Origin of the sequence: Corallincola platygyrae (assembly GCF_039544265.1) — a bacterium.
Lineage (GTDB): Bacteria > Pseudomonadota > Gammaproteobacteria > Enterobacterales > Neiellaceae > Corallincola > Corallincola platygyrae.
This window is the reverse complement of the sequence record NZ_BAABLI010000015.1, coordinates 246,843-265,550: the sequence shown is the minus strand read 5'-3', so window position 1 is coordinate 265,550 and position 18,708 is coordinate 246,843. Positions and strand designations below refer to the sequence as shown.

Genomic DNA, 18,708 nt, shown 5'->3' with positions numbered 1-18,708 from the left:
ATACAGCCATGATCCGGTTTGACCATGTAAACAAGCTCTACCCTGGTGGGCATCACGCCATTAAAGATGTCAGCTTTCACCTCAAAAAAGGGGAGATGGGTTTCCTTACGGGTCATTCTGGTGCTGGCAAAAGTACGTTGCTCAAGCTGATTGCGCTGCTGGAAAAACCTACCAATGGCCAGATCTTTATCAACGGCCATAGCCTGGCCCGGGTTAAGAAACGCCAAATACCTCTGGTTCGTCGCGATATCGGGATTATCTTTCAGGACCACCGCCTGCTGACTGACCGCAGCGTACTGGACAATGTCGCCCTGCCTCTGGTTATCGAAGGTTATTCACACAAAGAGATAAAACGCCGAGTTTCAGCGGCACTGGATAAGGTCGGCCTGCTCAACAAGATCAATCACTACCCGATGCAGCTCTCGGGCGGTGAACAACAACGGGTTGGCATCGCCCGGGCGATTGTAAACAAGCCTCCTATTCTGCTTGCTGATGAGCCCACAGGTAATCTCGACCCAGAGCTCTCAGTTGAGATTTTAAAACTGTTTGAAGAGTTTAATCGAGTGGATGTGGCCGTACTGATCGCCACCCATGACCTGGGCCTGATTGCTCGCATGAAGTACCGCACCCTGACGCTTCGCAAAGGCCAGATGATAAATGACGGGCTGTTGCAACATGACAGAGGTGAGCTGTTATGAGCCTGCTATTTAAAGACCGCCCCGACGCCAACAGCCTTAAACCCAAGCTTCCGCTGAGTGGCAAGATCCGAGCATTCTTTACTAATCACCTGCGCCACTCTGTTGCAGCGCTGGGCGACCTTTGGCGCACGCCGATCGCTTCACTGATGACCATGGCGGTACTGGGGCTTAGCCTCTCTTTGCCTGCTGCCCTCTACGTATTGCAAAAGAATGCGGTTGCAGTCAGTAGCGCATGGCAAAACGCAGCTGAGATCAGCTTGTTCCTGCGTCAGGACCTGTCACCAGAAGTACAACGTGCTTTTAGTCACCGCATTGGGTTACACCCAGAAGTCGAATCTGTACGTTTGGTTTCACCCGAACAGGGACTGGATGATTTCAAAGTGCAATCAGGTTTTGGGGATGCCCTAGCCTATCTGGATCGGAACCCCTTACCTGCGGTGGTCGTGGTGCTACCTACGGAAGAGAACCGAGGCCCGCGTGAGGCTCGAGCATTACTGGATAAGTTGGAATCCGCACGCGAAGTCGATATGGGCAAGATGGATATTGACTGGCTGGAGCGATTGGACGCCATTATTGCGCTAATCCAGGATTCATTTGGTGCCCTGGCGACCTTGTTACTGGTGTCTGTGGTGCTGATTGTGGGTAATACCATCCGCCTTGCCATCCTTTCTCGCAAGGAAGAGATCGAAGTGATGAAGTTGGTTGGCGCAACCGATGGATTTATTCAACGCCCGTTTTTATATGCGGGTCTTTGGTATGGCATCGTCGGTGCGATGATCTCATGGGTCGCCATCAGCCTGATTATCTGGTGGCTGACTGACGCCATCAGTTACCTTTCGGGTCTCTATCAAAGTAGCTTCCAACTAATGGGTATAAATCTGGCCGAAGCCTTGTTCTTGCTATTTTTGTCCTCATTTCTTGGGTTATGTGGCGCGTATATCTCAGTCAAACGACATATTGCCCTTATCGAGCCAGCTTAACTGATTGAATAACCTTTGGTCGTGGTGTGAGCTATGCCCGGCACGACTTTCATTAAGCAGTGTTTCATCACATATTGAAACTTTTTTGCCGGTTGACGGGTCTCATCGAATGGATCAAAATTCGATCTCTCCTGCGACCGGTGACGTAAGACACACCTCAGCAGGATGCGTTAAAGAGAGGTATTCATGACAACATCAACACAGTCAATGGCGTTAACCGTACAGCCGGGCAATATCGAGTCCTATGTGCGTATGGTCAACAACATTCCCATGCTCACCCCTGAGGAGGAGCGGGATCTGGCTGAACGCCTGCAGCAAGAGGGTGACCTGTCTGCTGCCCGCCAGTTGATTATGTCCCACCTGCGTTTCGTTGTTCACGTCGCGAAAGGGTACGCTGGCTACGGGCTGCCACAGGCAGATCTGATTCAGGAAGGTAGCGTTGGCTTGATGAAAGCTGTCAAACGCTTTGACCCCACAGTAGGCGTTCGTTTGGTCTCATTTGCCGTACATTGGATCAAAGCTGAGATCCACGAATACGTACTGCGTAACTGGCGTATTGTTAAGATCGCCACCACCAAAGCACAACGCAAGCTGTTCTTTAACCTGCGTAAGAATAAAAAGCGTCTGGGTTGGTTTAACCAGGACGAAGTAAATACCGTTGCCGAGGAGCTGGGTGTCAGCACCAAAGAGGTGATGGAGATGGAAGCTCGTATGAGTTCCCACGACCAGGCATTCGAGCTCAGCTCAGATGATGACGAACAGGCCGGAGGTAGCTTCTCGCCTGCGCTTTATCTGGAAGATAAAAGCTCTGACTTCGCTGAAACGCTGGAACAGGATAACTGGGAAGCTAATTCAGCACGTCGCCTGAAAGCTGCTATCGACACGCTCGATGACCGCAGTCGCGATATCCTTCAGGCCCGCTGGCTAAGCGAAGAGAAACAAACGTTGCAGGATTTGGCAGATAAGTACTCTGTCTCAGCAGAGCGCGTTAGACAGCTCGAAAAGAACGCGATGAAAAAGCTTAAGCAGAGCTTGGCGTAATTCTCTTTTCGAAGACTCAGTAAAAAACCGGCATTTAGCCGGTTTTTTAATTTCTAGCTGGCGATGGCGCTACACAACCCAAATACCTTCGTCCTTAGCTTCTCCGCCAACCGCTTCAGAAAATGCTGTGACTTCCGCTTCTACAGCAGGCCAGTGCAATTCCAGCTTTGCATCGTTAGCGTTTTGTTGGATCTGTTGACGACAATACTCCACTAACAGTCGACCTACGCCTCGGCGGCGAGTCACGTCCCGCACCGTCAATGCCGACAACTGTTTTGCTTGAATATTAAACAATCCCGCGCCAATATAGCGCCCGTTAAATTTAGCCAGCACCCACTGAGTATCGCCTGTGGCGATCTGCTGTTCAGCCTGTTCTAAAAACTCCGCGCTGTATAGCTTGGCCAAATCCGATGTCATCTGCCCATCCAGCAGCGACGTAGTTGAAGCAGTTAAACGCATAGAAGTATCAAGTCATATTATGTTTTCGGCAGATTCTAGCAGCCTGACGCGTGAAATCGAACAGCCCCCGGTCATGTCTTGTCGACTTGGGTGTGGTGCCACCCTGTTTTCGTGTTGTTAGAAATCACGCCCATTTCAAAGAGCTTAGAAATTCTAAAGAGGAACTTTAGATTTATTAGTTGATACTCGGTCTGGTATAGATGAGGTTGAAGATTTAACTTCATCGTACAGCGGCTATGTGCCAATTGCGGCCAGTCCCGATGCGTCTGCCATCGAGCTTCTTTGCCTGATAGCTGCCATTGGAGTCACTTAATAAAAGACGACTTTTTCAAACCCAGCGCTTAACTACCCTCATGTAAGCAACATAGGCTTGCCCAAACTTGCTCACAAGAAAACGCTCTTCTGGCAAGATTTGAAATCGGGTGATGTAGGCAACGTAGCCAAACACAAAAGCCGGAGCAATTACACTGCCGAGACAGAGTGCCCAACCCAGTAGACACAGTGCCATGCCCAGATACATTGGATTCCGTGTTAGACCATATATGTCTGACGTCACCAAGTGACTCGAAGCATTTGGGGTTCGCGGATCGACTGTTGTTTGGTGGTTTCGAAAAACTTGTACGCCGCGACCAATGACAATCAATCCAACCAAAGCAAAAAACCATCCCGTCACTTTAATTGCCAGCACATCATACGAAAGCTGAGCAGTTACTTTCGATGCCAAAAACATAAGGCAGGCGGTCAAAAACATCACGACGATTGGCGGAACCTTCAACTCCAGCTTTGATGAATACCACATGCCTGCATACCTCGCTTTCAACATTAGTTGAGCCTATGTTAAAACCTCTAGTAACTAGAGGTTCAAGCGCTTATTTTGATCAAGACAAAATGGAACTGAAAAGAACAACACTCATGTCCATAGGGCAGATGTCCAAAGCAACCGGCGTAAAAGTGCCCACGATTCGTTACTATGAACAACAGCGGCTTATTACTGCGGCATGTCGCTCGGAAGGGAATCAACGCCAGTACTCTGAACAAGAGTTGCAGCGGCTGAGATTCGTAAAACATGCAAGGGATTTAGGATTTTCGCTGGATGATGTACGAGAGCTCATTTCACTCGATCACCAGCCTCACGCCTCTTGCAAAAACGCACACTCAATCGCAGCGCAGCATTTGGCATCTGTGCGCTCTCGATTAGCACGTTTGAAGCGGCTAGAGGATGAACTGGAGCGAATTGTTTCGCTGACTGATAGCGGCGCGAGTGATCAATGCTCTGTTATTAAAGCACTTGCTGACCATTCACAGTGCGAGAGTGAACACTAAGACTTAACCGAAGATTAGCCTACCGCTTCGAGACGAAACGGCAGGCTCCTTAGTTAGGACATCTCTCGTAGCTTGCCTTTTGAGAACCATACAAACAGCACTGGTAATACAAAGAGCGTTAGTAGGGTTGCGGTTACCAGACCCCCGACAATAACTGTAGCCAACGGTTTTTGGATCTCAGCGCCAACCCCATTTGAAAGTAACATAGGGATAAGCCCCAAAGCGGAGGTCATCGCTGTCATTAACACCGGCCTTAGCCTTGAGAGCGCACCATCAAACACAGCGCTTTCAACAGGTGAACCGTCTTTAATGCGTTGATTGATGCTTTCTACCATGACAACACCATTCAACACTGCTACTCCAAACAACGTAATGAAACCGACAGAGCTTGGCACAGATAAGTACTGACCAGATAACCACAGAGAGAATACCCCTCCAATCACGGCCAGTGGCACATTCACGAGAATCAACATCGCTTGGCCAACGGAAGCGAACGTGAAGTACAACAGCAGAGCAATTAAACCAAGAGACAACGGCACGACAAGGAACAAACGCTGCTGCGCTCTCTGTTGGTTCTCGTACTGACCTCCGATATCAATTGAGTAACCAGAAGGTAAATCAACCTTTCTGGCGATAGTCTCCTGAATATCAGCCACCACGCTGCCCATATCTCTGCCATGGACGTTAGCTTGGATGACTACCCGGCGCTGAACGTCATCTCGGCGCACTTGTGGTGGGCCAGACTCTACCGACACCTCTGCCACATCGCCCAAGCGCACCCATGCGCCGGAAGGTGAACGTAAACGCAGTTCAGCGATTTGCTCTCTATCCTGGCGGAACTGCTCTGCTATTCGCACATAAATGTCATAACGTTCGTTACCGTTAATGATCTGTCCCGCACTCGCGCCTCCCATGCCATCACGGACCATCGCCATAACATCTTCAACATCCAATCCGTATCTGGAGAGCGCACGGCGATTAGGTTTCACAACTAATTGAGATTCACCGGCGATTTGCTCCATAGCGACATCACGAGCACCTGCAACTTCCTTTACGGCGACCTCAATGGCTTGACCTTTCTGCGCTAACACGGTCAGGTCAGGACCAAAGAGTTTAATCGCCAGTTGTGCTTTGACCCCAGAGAGCAACTCGTCCACCCGTGTGGCAATTGGCTGAGAGAAGTTGAATAGCAGGCCAGGGTGTTGTTCAAGCTGATGTTCCATAAGTGTTTGCAACTCATAACGGTTGTCTGCACTTGTCCATTGAGCAACTGGCTTTAGACCAATGTAGATTTCTATGTTGTTGACTGGCTCAGGATCACCACCAATTTCTGCTCGGCCAATACGAGACATGGCATAAGTCACTTCGGGAAACTTCATCAAGATGGCTTCGAGTTTGGGCGCAACCTCCAGTGCTGTATTGAGGCTTGAAGATGGAGCCAGTGTTACCCGCAGATTGATCGTGCCTTCTTCAAGCTCTGGCACAAACTCTGTTCCCAGACGCGGAACGACAGCTACTGCTGCAATGACTAACACAGCCGCTACGGTGACGACCGCTTTACGATGATTTAATCCCCAATGCAGGCCTGCACGGTAAGCGCGTTCAAGAGGTTGAAGCACAAAGCTTTGCCGCGCTCTCACACCATGTCTGAACAAGTATGTCGCGAGCGCAGGTACAATCACCATAGCAACCACAACGGCTGCCAGCATCGCCAACATGATGCTCACAGCCATGGGTTGAAACAGCTTGGCCTCTACCCCTTCAAAGCTGAATAGCGGCATGAAGACAACTAAGATAATTGCTGTTGCAAAGAAGATAGGTCGCGCCACTTCTCGCCCAGCTTGTTGAAGCCTTAAAGCAATACCTGCTTCGTTCTCTTCGCCATTAGTGAGAACGCTTGTCGAGCCACCTGCTAAGGCTGCTCTTTCTTCATCATGCTCAGCATCAGGGTGACTCAAATGCTTAAACATGTTTTCGACCATGACGACAGAGCCATCAACGAGCATTCCGATAGCGACGGCGATCCCTCCCAATGACATCAGGTTGGCGGAGATACCAAACCAAGCCATTACCATCAACGCGATGCCGATAGAAATTGGGATAGAAATGAGCACCAGTAATGTAGCTCTAAGGTTCATCAGAAACAGCGCCAATATCACGACGATCAGCGCAAAGGCCAATAACAGCGCATTGACTACCGTCTGCACCGCTTGCGAAATCAGATCTGCCTGGTCATAGAAAGCTTCGAAGTGAACCCCATCAGGTAACGCCTGATTAATACGCTCAACCCTGCTGTTTATCCCGTCGATAGTCGCCTTGGTGTTTGCCCCCATACGCTTGAGAACGATCCCTGATACAACCTCTCCGAGATTCTCGATGGTGCCATCTTCATTTTTGCGACTCATTGTCACAGCGCCTTGACGGATCTCTCCACCCAATGTCACTTCAGCAACGTTGGCAACTGTGACCGTCACGCCTTCAATGGTTTTAACCGGTACTTGTCCAAGTTGCTCCAGCCCAAGGTCTCCCGAGGCCACCCAACCAGTCCCTCTAATTACGAGTTGCTCCTGGCCACGATTCATGTACCAGCCGCCAACATTGGTGTTGTTTCGTTCGAGCGCGGCTATTACGTCATCTTGTGAAAGTTCGTAAGCGAGCAATAATGAAGGGTTCAAATTGACTTGATACTGGCGAACCTTGCCACCGAATGAGAGTACATCGGTGACTCCCTCCGCTGGGATAAGCAGCAGCTTCACTACCCAGTCGTTAAGACTGCGCAACGCCATTGCGTCAAATCCCGATTCGGGCTCGGCCACTAACAAGTATTGGTAGACTTGCCCTAAACCGGAAGTATTCGGCCCCATTTCGGGCGTGCCTACCCCCTCAGGAATTAGCTCTTTAGCAGCTTGGAGCCTTTCAAACACCAACTGTCGGGCAAAGTATATGTCGGTACCTTCTTTAAAGACGACTGTAACGCCGGACAGCCCCGTCTTGGATATAGAGCGCACCTCTTGTACATCCGGCAACGCATACATAACCGCTTCGATCGGGTAGGTAATGAGCTGCTCTACCTCTTCGGCGGCGAGTCCCGGCGCTTCAGTGTTTACTGAAACCTGAACATTGGTGACGTCAGGGAATGCATCCAAATTTAACTTAGGGATCAGGAAGGTTGAACTGACGATTAGTACGCCAAGGGCTATTAGTACCAACAACCTGTTGGCCACTGCCCAATCAATAATTCGATTAAACATTGAGACTCCGTTCGCCTAGTGGTTGTGTGGGTCAAAACCGCCTTTGGCGATCTGTGAAGCGACGAAAAACGCTCCCTTCGTAACAACCCGCGTGCCAGGTTCAATGCCCAAAATTTCGCGAACTTGCCCATAGGAATCTCCTAACTCAACTTCTTTAGGAACAAACTCGCCTGGATGGTCTTCGACAAAAACAGTCCAATCCCCATGTGCATCTCGAATCAATGCTGTCTCGGGTACAGCAATCACTGAATGCTTCGTGCGAAAGTTGAAAAACACTTCAGCAAATTGGCCGGGATGAAGTTGATGAGCAGTATTGTCTACAAGCAATCGCACAAGGCGCGTTCGTGTGACCGGGTCTATGGTGTGGGCTTCTTGAGATACAACGGCGTCCAACCGTACATCTACACTCACCACTTCAGCCTTTGCTCCGGCCTCCAAAGAGAGGTGTAAATTGGGCGGCAAGTGCGCCTCGACCCATAGCTGCTTTTCGTCGGCAATAAGAATGAGTGGATCGCCAGCCTCAAGACGCTGTCCTTGCTCAAACTCATCAGACAGAACTGCGCCATCGATTTCAGCCCGAAGCGTATATTTGCCCAATGATGGCGGCCTCTGACTTTTTAAAGCTTCTAGATCATTGTGAGACAGTCCGTATGCCAACAAAGTAGCTTCTACAGCTTCGAGGTTGGATTTTGCTTCAAAGTAACGCTTGTCACCGACTGTCTTTCTGCCCAACGACTCAACTCTCTGCCACTCGGGCCAAGCAGTACGAAATTGAGATTGAACGACGGCGACATTCTCACTAAAAAGCGTGACAAGGGCCTGTCCTTTTTTGACATGCTCGCCGAGAGCCACATGGCGACTGAGAACCAAGGAGGGAACGCGAGGTGATACCCGATAGCTTGTGTAGCCGTTTGTAAGGACTTCTCCTGGTGCATAAAGTTGATAGTCAACTTGCCTGGCCTTGAGTGGTTCGACGAAAACGTCAGCAAGCGCAATTTGCTCCCGACTTAGTATCGCAGCGCCTTCGACACCATGAGCTTCATCGACAGTGTCGGCTCCCCCTTGTCTTTTGTGCTCGTGCTCATCGTGCTCATCGTGCTCATCGTGTTCATCAAGCAAATGCTCACCGTGCTCTTCATGGCCATGTTCCTCATCTGGTTGGTGAGGCTCTTGGAGTTTTTCGCGACTCTCGGTTGGCGGAGAGACATGTGTATGGCCGTGCTCTGTTTTTGACGCAAATACAACCCCAGAGCTCAGAAAGCCAGCGATCAAAAAAGTGGTAAATTTCATGTTCATTAAGTTGTCCTAATTTCAGTTCGCAGGCTGGATGAGAGCGGTCAACTGACCGGACTGATAGAGGGCTTCTGTTAGTGAAAGCTGCGCTTGTTTTTTTAGCTCTATACCTGCGAGGAGGCTCTCAGTGCGTTGGTTTAAGGCTGATAAATAGTTTGGCGTTGAGAGATCACCACTTTGCCATTGCCGCTCCAGCAGCTTTTCACTGCTTTCAACACGATGAGCTAATAGCGCTTCCCATTTTTCAAGGTGATATTCATAACGTTGCCAGGCTCCCCTTGCGGCATCCCAGTCAACGCGCTGCTTCCGAAAAGTCGCTATCCACTGCGCCTCTGCTTCAAGCTCCATGCTCTGAGCCGCTCGGGTCTCAGCACTAAAGTCATTTCGTACATGAAGAGGAATGGAAACGGTTAATCCAACTAGGCTATCACCACCGTCACGACCGGCATTTATCCCAAAAGTCGGATCAGCCTTCTCCGCTCTGCGAGCTAATTCACTGTTCTCCTTAAGTGAACGCCAGACGGATTCTGCACTCGCAACCTGCGGGTGTTGCCTTACCCCCTCATCGCTAGCGACTGGAATCGTTGATGGCCAAAACTTCTTCGGGATCCCTCCCTTGGATTGTGTCCACTGTGGCAGTAGCTCCCGAAGTCTCACTTCGGTTTGCAACAAGTTAGCTTCGACATCTGCGACTTGCGAGATCTGCTGTGACAACGACAAAAATGTCAGTTCAGCATCCACTGTTCCCAGGTCGCCTGACTTTTGCCGCGTGTCGATGAGATTGAGCATCGAATAAAGTTGTTTTTGCTGTGCTTTAGCGATGCTGGCAGCCAGATTAGCGCTTTGCCATTCCACTAAAGCTCTAACAACCTCAGCAGTTTTTTCGAGCACTTGTTGCTTGTACATGTACATGGCCGCATTTTTTAAGTGCGCAGCCTGTTTAACGTTTACTGCGCTCCTATCCCAAAGGTCTACGGTTTGCGCCAAGCCCACTGCATAGTTGTTTTCATCGCCATTACGTTCTGCTCCGGCAGAGAGCTCCGGATTGTAGATAGGCTGAAGAATTGAATCCGCATTAGCTTTGGCTCCCTGCCAACGTTCCTTAGCGGCCATCACATCTGGGTGCTGATTTATTTGATTGGCTAACCAATTGTTCCAATCACTGGCTAACGCTTGAGAATTAAGAAAGGTTGCGCATAGTACGCCGAACGGAAAACAACACATCGCACGGACAAAGCGCTTTAAAGAAATATTTGTCATTGTTTCGACCAAACATTGGATATCGATAGATACGCAGAGGCTTAGGCCACCACGAGCTTAAAGAAAAATGAAAAAGTCGATTACGCTATCGGAGGGCGGAACAGAGAGACGGGGATGTACTTGGTTTGGCTGGGCAAAAAGTCAATTTCTTCCCCACTCAAAAGCTGTGAGGGGATAGTTGGATTTAACACGACAAGTGCGACAGAGCTATGGCCATGGCAGTGACCACACTGGTGACAATCGTGCGGAGGGAGCTCGGAACTTTGGCTGACGGAGTCCCCTTCAATGTGCCCTTTTGGCACTTCTTTATCTACTTCGTGTTGGTGGAAATGATTAGCTTGATAATGCTCCAAGCCTGATTGATGTGATTCATAAGCATAAGCTGTAGCTAGCCCTGATTGCAGAACAACCAAAAGAGCAAGCAGTGAAGCAAAACACTTACTAACCAACAGAAGCTGACCCCAAATTCGTTCCAAACTTAAAAAGCAAATCTATCAAAGGCATGTAAATTCGACAAGTTGCAGGCTTCAAACAAATAAATCCAGATACACGAAGCGCGTGAATTGATGCTAAAAACTGTCAACTACCGCAAGCGCATCAGGAAGCAATTGGAGTTTCGAAAGTCTGCTTACAGCAATTCTCTAAATCACGCCGTTTTCAAATCAATGACCGCAAATCGCTCGAAACTGCCTATCAAGTTTAGTCACGTTCAGTTGTCGAGGAGTGTTAGATGAAGTTGTGGCTAATCAACTTTAGACATAACTCTTAGCGGAGGTACAAACAAAACCGAAGCGTCTTTCCTTCAGTTCTCCGATCCATTCATAATCAGAGATTGCGTAAACTTGTGGGCCAGACCTGGCAGATGACTTCATAAGACTTGCTCACCAGAATGCTTTAGCATTTTGCCGAGCGAGAGCTCTTGCACTCTCATTTCCGCGACTACAGCAAGTGAAGTACGCTCGTATTGCACACTAACTTTCCAATGGTCAGGCGCTCTCATGCTACCTTGATTACACGAAGGCGACTTCTGAAGAAGCAAATCTCTCCACTTAAGCAACTACCCTTTGCACGACTATTCTCCAAAAGGTTACTGAACACCACTGCCAGAGAATCAACCACTCGCGCCATAGGACTAGGTGACCCTATGGCCTAACTCAACATGCATATATATTACCGGCCTGCTCCACCTGCGCGGACGGTCCACTATTCTTTGGTTTTCAGCGAAATCACAATTGCATATGACTCAGCTGGCGGCCGAACAATTGATTCGCCATATCGGTACTTTTCAATACTTCGACCAAACTGGTCCATGTGCCAGTCATCTATCAAGAAAGTGTAATTGCTTTTATGGACAGAGTTACCATCAGAGTCTCTTGCAGTGAGTGTTACGGAGTATTCGCCGGGAGTAAAAAACTCCAGGTTTTTCCAACTAATTTCGGATACCTCTTCAAAGAGTTCCTGTGATACTTCATGAAAATCTGGCTGGTCAGGATTGAATGCTCCGATTTCCAATTTCATTTTGTTTGCAAGTTCAGAAATCAGATTCATGTCCTCTTGGTTTGGTAATCTCTTGGAGGCAATGGTCATGGCTGTCCAAGAATCGTTTGGTTTAACATGAATGCTGTGAAACGGTAAGGCAACAGGGGGAGCCAACGGATCGAGTGGTGCTTCTGGCGGATAGAAAGAGTGGACAGTGAAGTTCATAGACTCTTCATCACTGTGTCGAGTCAAGTCGAGTGTTATTCGGTCAATTATCCCGGACACTTCACCCTGATTGTGGATAGTGACGGTAGGTTGCAAGACCACGTGGCCAAGTTGCTCGGTTGCATAGAGGTTCTGTGCAACTTCGATCTTTAGCTCAGCATCATCAAATAGTTTGTGAATTGGTGGGAACTGCGACAGCACAACTGCCATAACGGCAACGCCAAGCGAGATTCTATTGTGGATATTCTCTTTCATCTAGCATCACTCCATTCCTTTGAGGTCGCATTTTCTTAGTTTAGGTTACCTAGATACGGTCATAACAAGAATGACGATACAGTTCCCATTCATGATAGAAGCCCATTGGCGGTTTCAAATGAAACAAGTGTATCTTACGCTACAAATATGTAGCTGAAACACTACTTCGCTATAAGATATATTCATTCAACTATCTAAGGAGCGGCATTAAGTGGCTCCCACAAACATTTCGACTTATATCCTGCTGATTATATTATAAATTATCTTTTTAAAGCTCATTTTGATTCTTGCCTTTGAGATGGCTATGTATGGTATCTATGCAACAAACCTTCTGACTAAACTCCTTCCAAATTTACCAAAAACTGTACTTCCCGAATATATGTTCTAACTTTCAAGTTTTAATAGCATTCGCATAGTATGGAAACCGTTACGTGGTCACGATAATTGATGGGGTCAAAGTGAGACTTGGTGTCATGGAGAATTTACGTTCTTCTAATCAAACTCAAATCACTATGAGAGGACAATATAAAAATGTACAGATCCCTGTGCTCACAGGCGTAACAAATCGCACTCTTTGTCGACAGATAAATCTATTCATACTCAAAAAAGCTTCCGAAGGAAAAAAAGATTTACTTCCTACAGCTAAAGCAATGAAATCTTGGACAAGTTGGCTCCAAGAGAAAAATTTAGACCCCTTCAAACCGACCATTTTAAAATACGAGAGTCCTACTTATGGTTACCGACAATACTTATTGGAAAGAATTAGCGAAGAGAATAGCTTATCTAGTAGTACAGCTAACAACTATATTCTTATTATAAAATCTTTCTACGAAATGCTGGAGGAAGAAAAGATAATATCAACTAGTGACTTTTTCCAATATAGAAAAAGCATAGTTGATGGATATAGAAAAATAAAATCCTCTGATCTTTCTATTAGAGTCGCGCGCAAACAAATCCCTTCGCTATGTCCGTTACCAAAAGAAAAACAAGAGAACCTACTTAAAATCATAAGTGCCGACAACGCCCAGACCTCCACAATAATAAAGCTTATGATGCAGTGTGGTCTTAGAGTGTCAGAGGTGCTGAGCATACCGTATTCACTATTCAACGAAGATATACTAGATAAGAACGAAACCAGTCTAATTGGTGGGATAACCATAGGTCCACGTTATGGTGTAAAAACAAAATTCAGTAAAGAAAGAGAAGTCTTTATGACCAAATCTTTCCTATCTGAGATAGTTGAACTTAAATATAGTAAAACCTTATTAGAAAGATTATCAAAATATAAAATCAAAAATAATACCAAGGTGCCTCCACTCTTCATAACAAAAAATGGGACAGAAATGTCTAAGCAGGCGTTCTACAGTTCCTGGTATAGATTGAAAGTAAAATATAAGAGTGTATTTGGTGAAGAATTCACATATCGACCACACGACCTTAGAGCTACGTTTGCTACCGAATTGCTTACCATAGCAATGCAGCTGGAGCCGAACAATCTAGAAGCATGTATTGAATTTGTAAAATACTATATGGGCCATAAAGATGAAAAAACGACTCTAAAATATATTAGGTTCTTGAACCGACAATCGCTTGCAAGTTCAGTGGCTGAAATAATAGATGCTATTGCGGGTCAGGAGTTTGTCAAATGAAACTGACTGTTAAAGAATATGACCCAGAACTTATTGTAAAGGTCGGTAAGGCTGACGATAACCGCCAAGTAATCGACCTGAATCTACTGTCTTTAAAATGCTTCTTTAATGGAAAATCACTATCTAACGGATCAGCAAGAGGGGTAAACATTGCTAAATTTAAAAAATATTCCTATGAATTTGACATGGATTTATATTCAAATACGAGGTTGGTTAGCTCTTTCTTATTAACTTATGCACCATCGGGGAGACTAACAGTTTTTGGAGCGTTGAAAGAATTTTTTGACCTTCAGTTTAAATTGAAGAGAGATATAAGAGATTGTAGCACTGTCCCAAACTATGCCAATCATCTCCAAAAACGAATTTACTCAAGAGAAATAGGTCGAGCCCATGCAATTAGCCGACTATCGTTTGTAAATAAGTTTTTAGATTATACTGGGGATTTACAATCAAAATATAACTACCAGTTTAAAGCAACAAAATACATTAGAGGAAATCGAGCATACACTCGAAAAGAACTAATGCTAATTAGCCATGTCGCCAAAGAAATATTTGAGGTTAGTGGAAGATTACTGGTGGAGCATGTCAGAAGAGCAGAACATGGCCATAGAATATTTCAGATAACAAATATAGTTTCGACAGAGACATTTAAGTTACCACAAAAGGATATAGAGTATGATTACCAGTTCAGAAATCCTATTTACTGGTTTTTTCACAGTTCTTTCGTACTCTTTTGTATTTACACATGGGGAAATGAAAGCCAAATAACCAGTCTAAAATGCAACGATTTCAGTATGAACAACGAAGGAGCCGAGAGTGATTTTATCTATAAAGGCAGAGCAAATAAATTCATACGACTAACAATCGGCAACTCACACATTGATGCGGACAGAAGTGGCAGAGGATTTTTAGATAAGTTCCTTAAAAATAGAAAAAAATTACTTGAACACCTGCTGAAAGAAGGATTCACAATAGATCACGATTCGTTATTTTTCATGGTGAAGCAGCCATCAAAAGAAATAAGAACATTTTCACCTTCTTTATCTGTATTTAGAACACACCCAATAGCAAAAATTTTAGATCTACATGGTGAAATATTTCCTCAAATTTCTTCCAGAAAAATAAGGCGAACTGCTGAGCAAATTGTAGACAATGAGCTAAAACAGCCTATAGCTATTATAGAGAAAGCTCAACATAGTTGGGAAACATATAGGCGAAACTATGCACTTGGAAATGAGGAGGAAGCCAGAGCGGCAATGAGTTCCGCACTAAGCTTTCTTATAGATTCAGCAATAAATGAAAAGAGCTTCAGAGAAAGAGAAAAAGTAGCTGAAGACTTTGGTATAACTCTGAGAAATAGTGTTGAAGTGGAAACACAAATAAATGGCCTTGGTTGCATTGCCCCAGATAACCTCACAAATATTGCTAAGAAACACATTTTCAAACAGGAAAAATATGGAAGAAATCCAAAGATATGCGCAGATCTAAGTAACTGTGTTAATTGCGAGAACTGTGCTGTTATTGACGACCAGAATGCTATTTACCAGTTACTTAGCTTCAAGTGGATGATTGAATACAATAAAACCGTTTACGTAGGTTCATCTAAAGCATCTTCAAACTACCAGGATCTCGTCGAGAAAATAAACTTCATGCTCGAGTTCGTTGATCGTAAAAAGCTCGCTAAGGCTAAGAGTAAATTACACTTGAACGGAGTAGATGAAGCATGGAGAGAATAAATAAAATAACTTTGGATTACGTTGATTCAAATTATATTATTCAGGATGATTATCCTAATGAAGATATAATTAGAACTGCCTTTAAATCAGAAAATTTCCAACAGTTAGAAAACATCACCGTTATACCAGGGGATGAATTAAACAAACCCATAAAATTTCAAGACAATGTATGGACTAATCATCATTTAATTCAAGGAAGAGAAACTTATAGAAAAGCCTGTTTTTTAAAATTAAACAAAAAAATGATGCTTGAAGTAAAAATAGTAGGTATATATTTACTATGGTTTTCTCTAAGGAAATGTAAACTAGCATCTATCATTAGAACAATTGAAAATATTATCGTAATAGCAAAACACTTAGAAACCATTGGTGCTAAGTCAATTTTTGATTTAGACAAGGCACCTATTAGAGAGTATTTTTTAAAATCATTCCAGCAAGGAAGAGGCAAAAGCACTATTGATAATTATTTTAAATCATTATCAAGGATGTGCAATATGAAAATGACCGTTTTTGGAGAGTACGGTTTTTTCCTTAATACTAACTTCACAAAACTTTCGCCTGGAAGAAACGATAATCAAAGCTATTGCATGCCGATGCGAATACTAAATGCCTATTGGAAATCCTATGCAGACTATTTTTTAGATTTGAAAGTATGCATGGATAGCTGGCTATATATATCTACGTTACCATTAAAGTATAGAAAGTACTTGGATAGAAAAGGAATTAAACATCACAACAATAACTGGCTCTACTATTTGGATGAATTTTGCCAGCCTAATCTGAAGTTGATTTACAACCAGAAAAATAGTGCTATTAGCTCATTGGTCATAGTCCGTAGTGAGCAAACAATGGACTCTTACAGAAATAAGAAGCTTTCTAGAATAGTAATTTCTGATGGCGTCGCTAAGAAAGTTGATGTTGTTAGTTATAACAGGCGATTTCCAAAATTTTTGGTAGACATGGAAGAGATATATACCTTCTATAATCGGCAAGCACTAATTGCGTGCGAGGCTTTTCAGGCGTTTACAGGTATGAGAAAAAGTGAGGCCACGACTATCAAGTTTGGTTCGTTAATTCTGGAGAGAGATTGGGTAGGGATTAGGGCTAATACATACAAGAATTCGGATGAAGGTGGAACTGAAGATTGGTGGGCCGCTCCCCCTATAGTAGAAGAAATTTTTCGAAAAATGCGCTTACTGGGTGAATGTATGTTCCAAAAATCTGGTCGCGAACTGAACTCATTATATATTAAAACGGATGCAAGGCGTTTTCATGCAAATAGGGATTTTTCTCTAATGCGTGACCAAAGGTCATCTGAAAGGCAACTCAGTTGGAGCCGTGCTCATAATATTAGAGTTTCTACTGATGATTTAGCAGAATTTTGGAGGCTTAATCCAAATCTTGGCAAGCCATTGGAGGCAGAAAAAGAAGTACAGATAGGGGCTTTATGGCCTATATCCTCACACCAATATAGAAGAAGTATCGCTGTTCATGTTAAGCGACTGGAACTTGTTTCCATGAGTCACCTGGCTATCCACTTAAAGCACCTAGGTAAAACAATCTCAGAATGGTATACGGAAGGGGCCCTAGCGAACAGTAGAGCTCCGGGGCGAATAGCCGCTGCATTTGCAAAGGAGCTCGAAAGGGCTGACCTAGAACGTGCTGCTAGTTTAGCGATTAGATTTCAGGAGGGTAATAACCTATACGGGAAAGGTGGGAAGTTGCTGGAGCAATCTAAACTTGGAGGCGCTAAGACAAAGGTGTATCAGTCGTTTTCTCATGCAATGTCTCTGGCGAAGAGAAGGAAATCCAAAGTGATGTCGCTAGGTAATGGCATGTATTGTATGAATGGTCAAGACTGTGATTTTGCAGCCACTTTGCAGTCAGCAAACTGCAGGCCAGACTGTGAAAACTTAGTCGCTGATAGGGAATCTATACCTATTTGGCTAAACAGGTATAAGAGATACCGTCAGCTTTATCTGAACTCCAAGACTAAAGGACTTCCCGAAGCCAGCCAAGAGTTCTTCCGTCTAGAGATGGAAAGTTATCAACAATGTCTCGAGTTCTATGGGGTTATTTGTGAGTAAAGTTAAATTGAGCGCAGATGCAGCAGAGAGAGCGCTGTGCGAATTGATCGCTAATGGGGCACGCATTAGTCAACATGCGATAGAGAAACGAGCGGGCCTGGCAAATGGCGCCTTGAATTACAATCACCCACTTTATGTGAGCTTGAAGCAAAAGATTCAAAAGGCCAAAGCCACCATGGTTTCCACCAATGACAATGGGTCACCAGAACTTCAGAAAAGAATAAAGAGGGAGATAGGCTTAAAGCGAAAGTATCGAAAACAGAGGGATTCATACAAAGCACAACTAAAACAAGCTGAAGGCGAAAAACTCGAGCTAGCATACCAACTGCACCACCTCCAAAGATACCTAAAGCATCTAGAACGACATGGCCTTGCAGACGTAAACGTATTAGAATTCGCGGTCAAAAATCGTTCTTAACATGAATAGCTTCAAGGCCCATTAGTGATTGAGCACATAGTTGAGGTGTCTGATTGGTCACCATGCATTTCCGAGAGATCAGGAAAGGGCTGCGGGGCTTGCTGTATTGCACCCTCTATTTCTTCTCCTATTCCAGGGATGCCTTCAGGTAAGCCTGCAGGGGAACGCTGCGTACAACTTGATGAGCATAACCTGTGTCGCTTGTTTGATTCACCAGAACGACCGGCTGTATGCGATGCCTTCACAAGTGACAAGGTAATTTGTGGCAAAGGTCCTGAGACTGCATTGGAGCTTCTTACGGAGCTAGAGAGAGATACTGGAGTTTTTGAGTAGTTTTTCGCAAGATTAGCCCCAGAACGAACAAGACACATCAGAATTATTTAAAAGTCCAAATGATATCCGTAGTAGGCCTCAAGTTCTAATCTCTACACAGTGGAAGAGGACAGGTGCAAGATTCATGTTAAGTGATAATGCTTTAAGTAATTTGAGCGTGTACCTTCATACCCTGAATACAAGTATTGAATTTCACGAAAAATCTCATTCTTATCCATTTA

General features: G+C 45.2%; 15 protein-coding genes. 9 read left to right on the top strand and 6 right to left on the bottom strand.

Annotation, left to right across the window (positions count from 1 at the left end; translation table 11 throughout):
- Positions 1 to 8 precede the first annotated feature (8 nt).
- The 3 genes from ftsE (at position 9) to rpoH (ending at position 2,719) form a co-directional block, all read left to right on the top strand.
- Complete coding sequence (gene ftsE / locus ABEA14_RS13850; RefSeq protein ID WP_345340620.1) at positions 9 to 698, top strand: cell division ATP-binding protein FtsE; 690 nt, start codon at positions 9 to 11, stop codon at positions 696 to 698.
- Positions 695 to 1,678, top strand: coding sequence for a permease-like cell division protein FtsX (gene ftsX / locus ABEA14_RS13845; RefSeq protein WP_345340619.1), 984 nt, complete (start codon positions 695 to 697; stop codon positions 1,676 to 1,678). Before ftsE ends, ftsX begins: the two co-directional genes overlap by 4 nt.
- Before the next feature lie 186 nt (positions 1,679 to 1,864).
- Positions 1,865 to 2,719, top strand: a complete 855-nt coding sequence (rpoH, locus tag ABEA14_RS13840; protein ID WP_345340618.1) for an RNA polymerase sigma factor RpoH — start codon at positions 1,865 to 1,867, stop codon at positions 2,717 to 2,719.
- A 69-nt stretch (positions 2,720 to 2,788) separates the two neighbouring features.
- Here the strand turns inward: rpoH and ABEA14_RS13835 are convergent, their stop codons facing one another.
- Entirely contained in the window at positions 2,789 to 3,178 is a 390-nt protein-coding gene (locus ABEA14_RS13835) for an acetyl-CoA sensor PanZ family protein (RefSeq protein ID WP_345340617.1), read from the bottom strand.
- A 328-nt stretch (positions 3,179 to 3,506) separates the two neighbouring features.
- Positions 3,507 to 3,977, bottom strand: a complete 471-nt coding sequence (locus ABEA14_RS13830; protein WP_345340616.1) for a methyltransferase family protein — start codon at positions 3,975 to 3,977, stop codon at positions 3,507 to 3,509.
- Positions 3,978 to 4,090: 113 nt separating this feature from the next.
- Here ABEA14_RS13830 and ABEA14_RS13825 point away from each other — a divergent pair, with 113 nt between their 5' ends.
- Entirely contained in the window at positions 4,091 to 4,501 is a 411-nt protein-coding gene (locus ABEA14_RS13825) for a MerR family transcriptional regulator (protein ID WP_345340615.1), read from the top strand.
- A gap of 53 nt (positions 4,502 to 4,554) precedes the next feature.
- Here ABEA14_RS13825 and ABEA14_RS13820 read toward each other — a convergent pair whose 3' ends face one another.
- The 4 genes from ABEA14_RS13820 to ABEA14_RS13805 form a co-directional block, all read right to left on the bottom strand.
- A complete protein-coding gene (locus ABEA14_RS13820) occupies positions 4,555 to 7,752 on the bottom strand; it encodes an efflux RND transporter permease subunit (protein WP_345340614.1) in 3,198 nt (1,065 codons plus the stop codon).
- A 15-nt stretch (positions 7,753 to 7,767) separates the two neighbouring features.
- The gene (locus tag ABEA14_RS13815; RefSeq protein WP_345340613.1) at positions 7,768 to 9,048 is read right to left on the bottom strand and encodes an efflux RND transporter periplasmic adaptor subunit; all 1,281 of its coding nucleotides are present in this window, start codon (positions 9,046 to 9,048) and stop codon (positions 7,768 to 7,770) included.
- Positions 9,049 to 9,063: 15 nt separating this feature from the next.
- A complete protein-coding gene (locus ABEA14_RS13810; protein WP_345340612.1) occupies positions 9,064 to 10,305 on the bottom strand; it encodes a TolC family protein in 1,242 nt (413 codons plus the stop codon).
- A 1,203-nt stretch (positions 10,306 to 11,508) separates the two neighbouring features.
- On the bottom strand, positions 11,509 to 12,264 hold the full coding sequence (locus tag ABEA14_RS13805; RefSeq protein WP_345340611.1) for a hypothetical protein: 756 nt from the start codon (positions 12,262 to 12,264) through the stop codon (positions 11,509 to 11,511).
- A gap of 431 nt (positions 12,265 to 12,695) precedes the next feature.
- On the opposite strand from ABEA14_RS13805, the gene ABEA14_RS13800 reads away from it, so the two are divergent.
- The 5 genes from ABEA14_RS13800 to ABEA14_RS13780 all read left to right on the top strand — a co-directional run bounded on the left by ABEA14_RS13800 (position 12,696) and on the right by ABEA14_RS13780 (position 18,487).
- Positions 12,696 to 13,913 (top strand): tyrosine-type recombinase/integrase, encoded by a 1,218-nt coding sequence (locus tag ABEA14_RS13800; protein ID WP_345340610.1) that lies wholly within the window; start codon positions 12,696 to 12,698, stop codon positions 13,911 to 13,913.
- On the top strand, positions 13,910 to 15,649 hold the full coding sequence (locus ABEA14_RS13795) for a hypothetical protein (RefSeq protein WP_345340609.1): 1,740 nt from the start codon (positions 13,910 to 13,912) through the stop codon (positions 15,647 to 15,649). The genes ABEA14_RS13800 and ABEA14_RS13795 overlap by 4 nt, the downstream gene beginning before the upstream one ends.
- The gene (locus ABEA14_RS13790; RefSeq protein WP_345340608.1) at positions 15,637 to 17,736 is read left to right on the top strand and encodes a hypothetical protein; all 2,100 of its coding nucleotides are present in this window, start codon (positions 15,637 to 15,639) and stop codon (positions 17,734 to 17,736) included. Before ABEA14_RS13795 ends, ABEA14_RS13790 begins: the two co-directional genes overlap by 13 nt.
- On the top strand, positions 17,729 to 18,154 hold the full coding sequence (locus tag ABEA14_RS13785; RefSeq protein ID WP_345340607.1) for a hypothetical protein: 426 nt from the start codon (positions 17,729 to 17,731) through the stop codon (positions 18,152 to 18,154). Before ABEA14_RS13790 ends, ABEA14_RS13785 begins: the two co-directional genes overlap by 8 nt.
- Before the next feature lie 66 nt (positions 18,155 to 18,220).
- Positions 18,221 to 18,487 (top strand): YkgJ family cysteine cluster protein, encoded by a 267-nt coding sequence (locus ABEA14_RS13780; protein ID WP_345340656.1) that lies wholly within the window; start codon positions 18,221 to 18,223, stop codon positions 18,485 to 18,487.
- The last annotated feature ends 221 nt before the right edge of the window (positions 18,488 to 18,708 follow it).

Excerpts from the sequence above, each read along its gene's own strand:
- ftsE (WP_345340620.1), top strand. The coding sequence starts at position 9 with ATGATCCGGTTTGACCATGTAAACAAGCTCTACCCTGGTGGGCATCAC.
- ftsX (WP_345340619.1), top strand. The coding sequence starts at position 695 with ATGAGCCTGCTATTTAAAGACCGCCCCGACGCCAACAGCCTTAAACCC.
- rpoH (WP_345340618.1), top strand. The coding sequence starts at position 1,865 with ATGACAACATCAACACAGTCAATGGCGTTAACCGTACAGCCGGGCAAT.
- ABEA14_RS13835 (WP_345340617.1), bottom strand. The coding sequence starts at position 3,178 with ATGCGTTTAACTGCTTCAACTACGTCGCTGCTGGATGGGCAGATGACA.
- ABEA14_RS13830 (WP_345340616.1), bottom strand. The coding sequence starts at position 3,977 with ATGTGGTATTCATCAAAGCTGGAGTTGAAGGTTCCGCCAATCGTCGTG.
- ABEA14_RS13825 (WP_345340615.1), top strand. The coding sequence starts at position 4,091 with ATGTCCATAGGGCAGATGTCCAAAGCAACCGGCGTAAAAGTGCCCACG.
- ABEA14_RS13820 (WP_345340614.1), bottom strand. The coding sequence starts at position 7,752 with ATGTTTAATCGAATTATTGATTGGGCAGTGGCCAACAGGTTGTTGGTA.
- ABEA14_RS13815 (WP_345340613.1), bottom strand. The coding sequence starts at position 9,048 with ATGAACATGAAATTTACCACTTTTTTGATCGCTGGCTTTCTGAGCTCT.
- ABEA14_RS13810 (WP_345340612.1), bottom strand. The coding sequence starts at position 10,305 with ATGACAAATATTTCTTTAAAGCGCTTTGTCCGTGCGATGTGTTGTTTT.
- ABEA14_RS13805 (WP_345340611.1), bottom strand. The coding sequence starts at position 12,264 with ATGAAAGAGAATATCCACAATAGAATCTCGCTTGGCGTTGCCGTTATG.
- ABEA14_RS13795 (WP_345340609.1), top strand. The coding sequence starts at position 13,910 with ATGAAACTGACTGTTAAAGAATATGACCCAGAACTTATTGTAAAGGTC.
- ABEA14_RS13790 (WP_345340608.1), top strand. The coding sequence starts at position 15,637 with ATGGAGAGAATAAATAAAATAACTTTGGATTACGTTGATTCAAATTAT.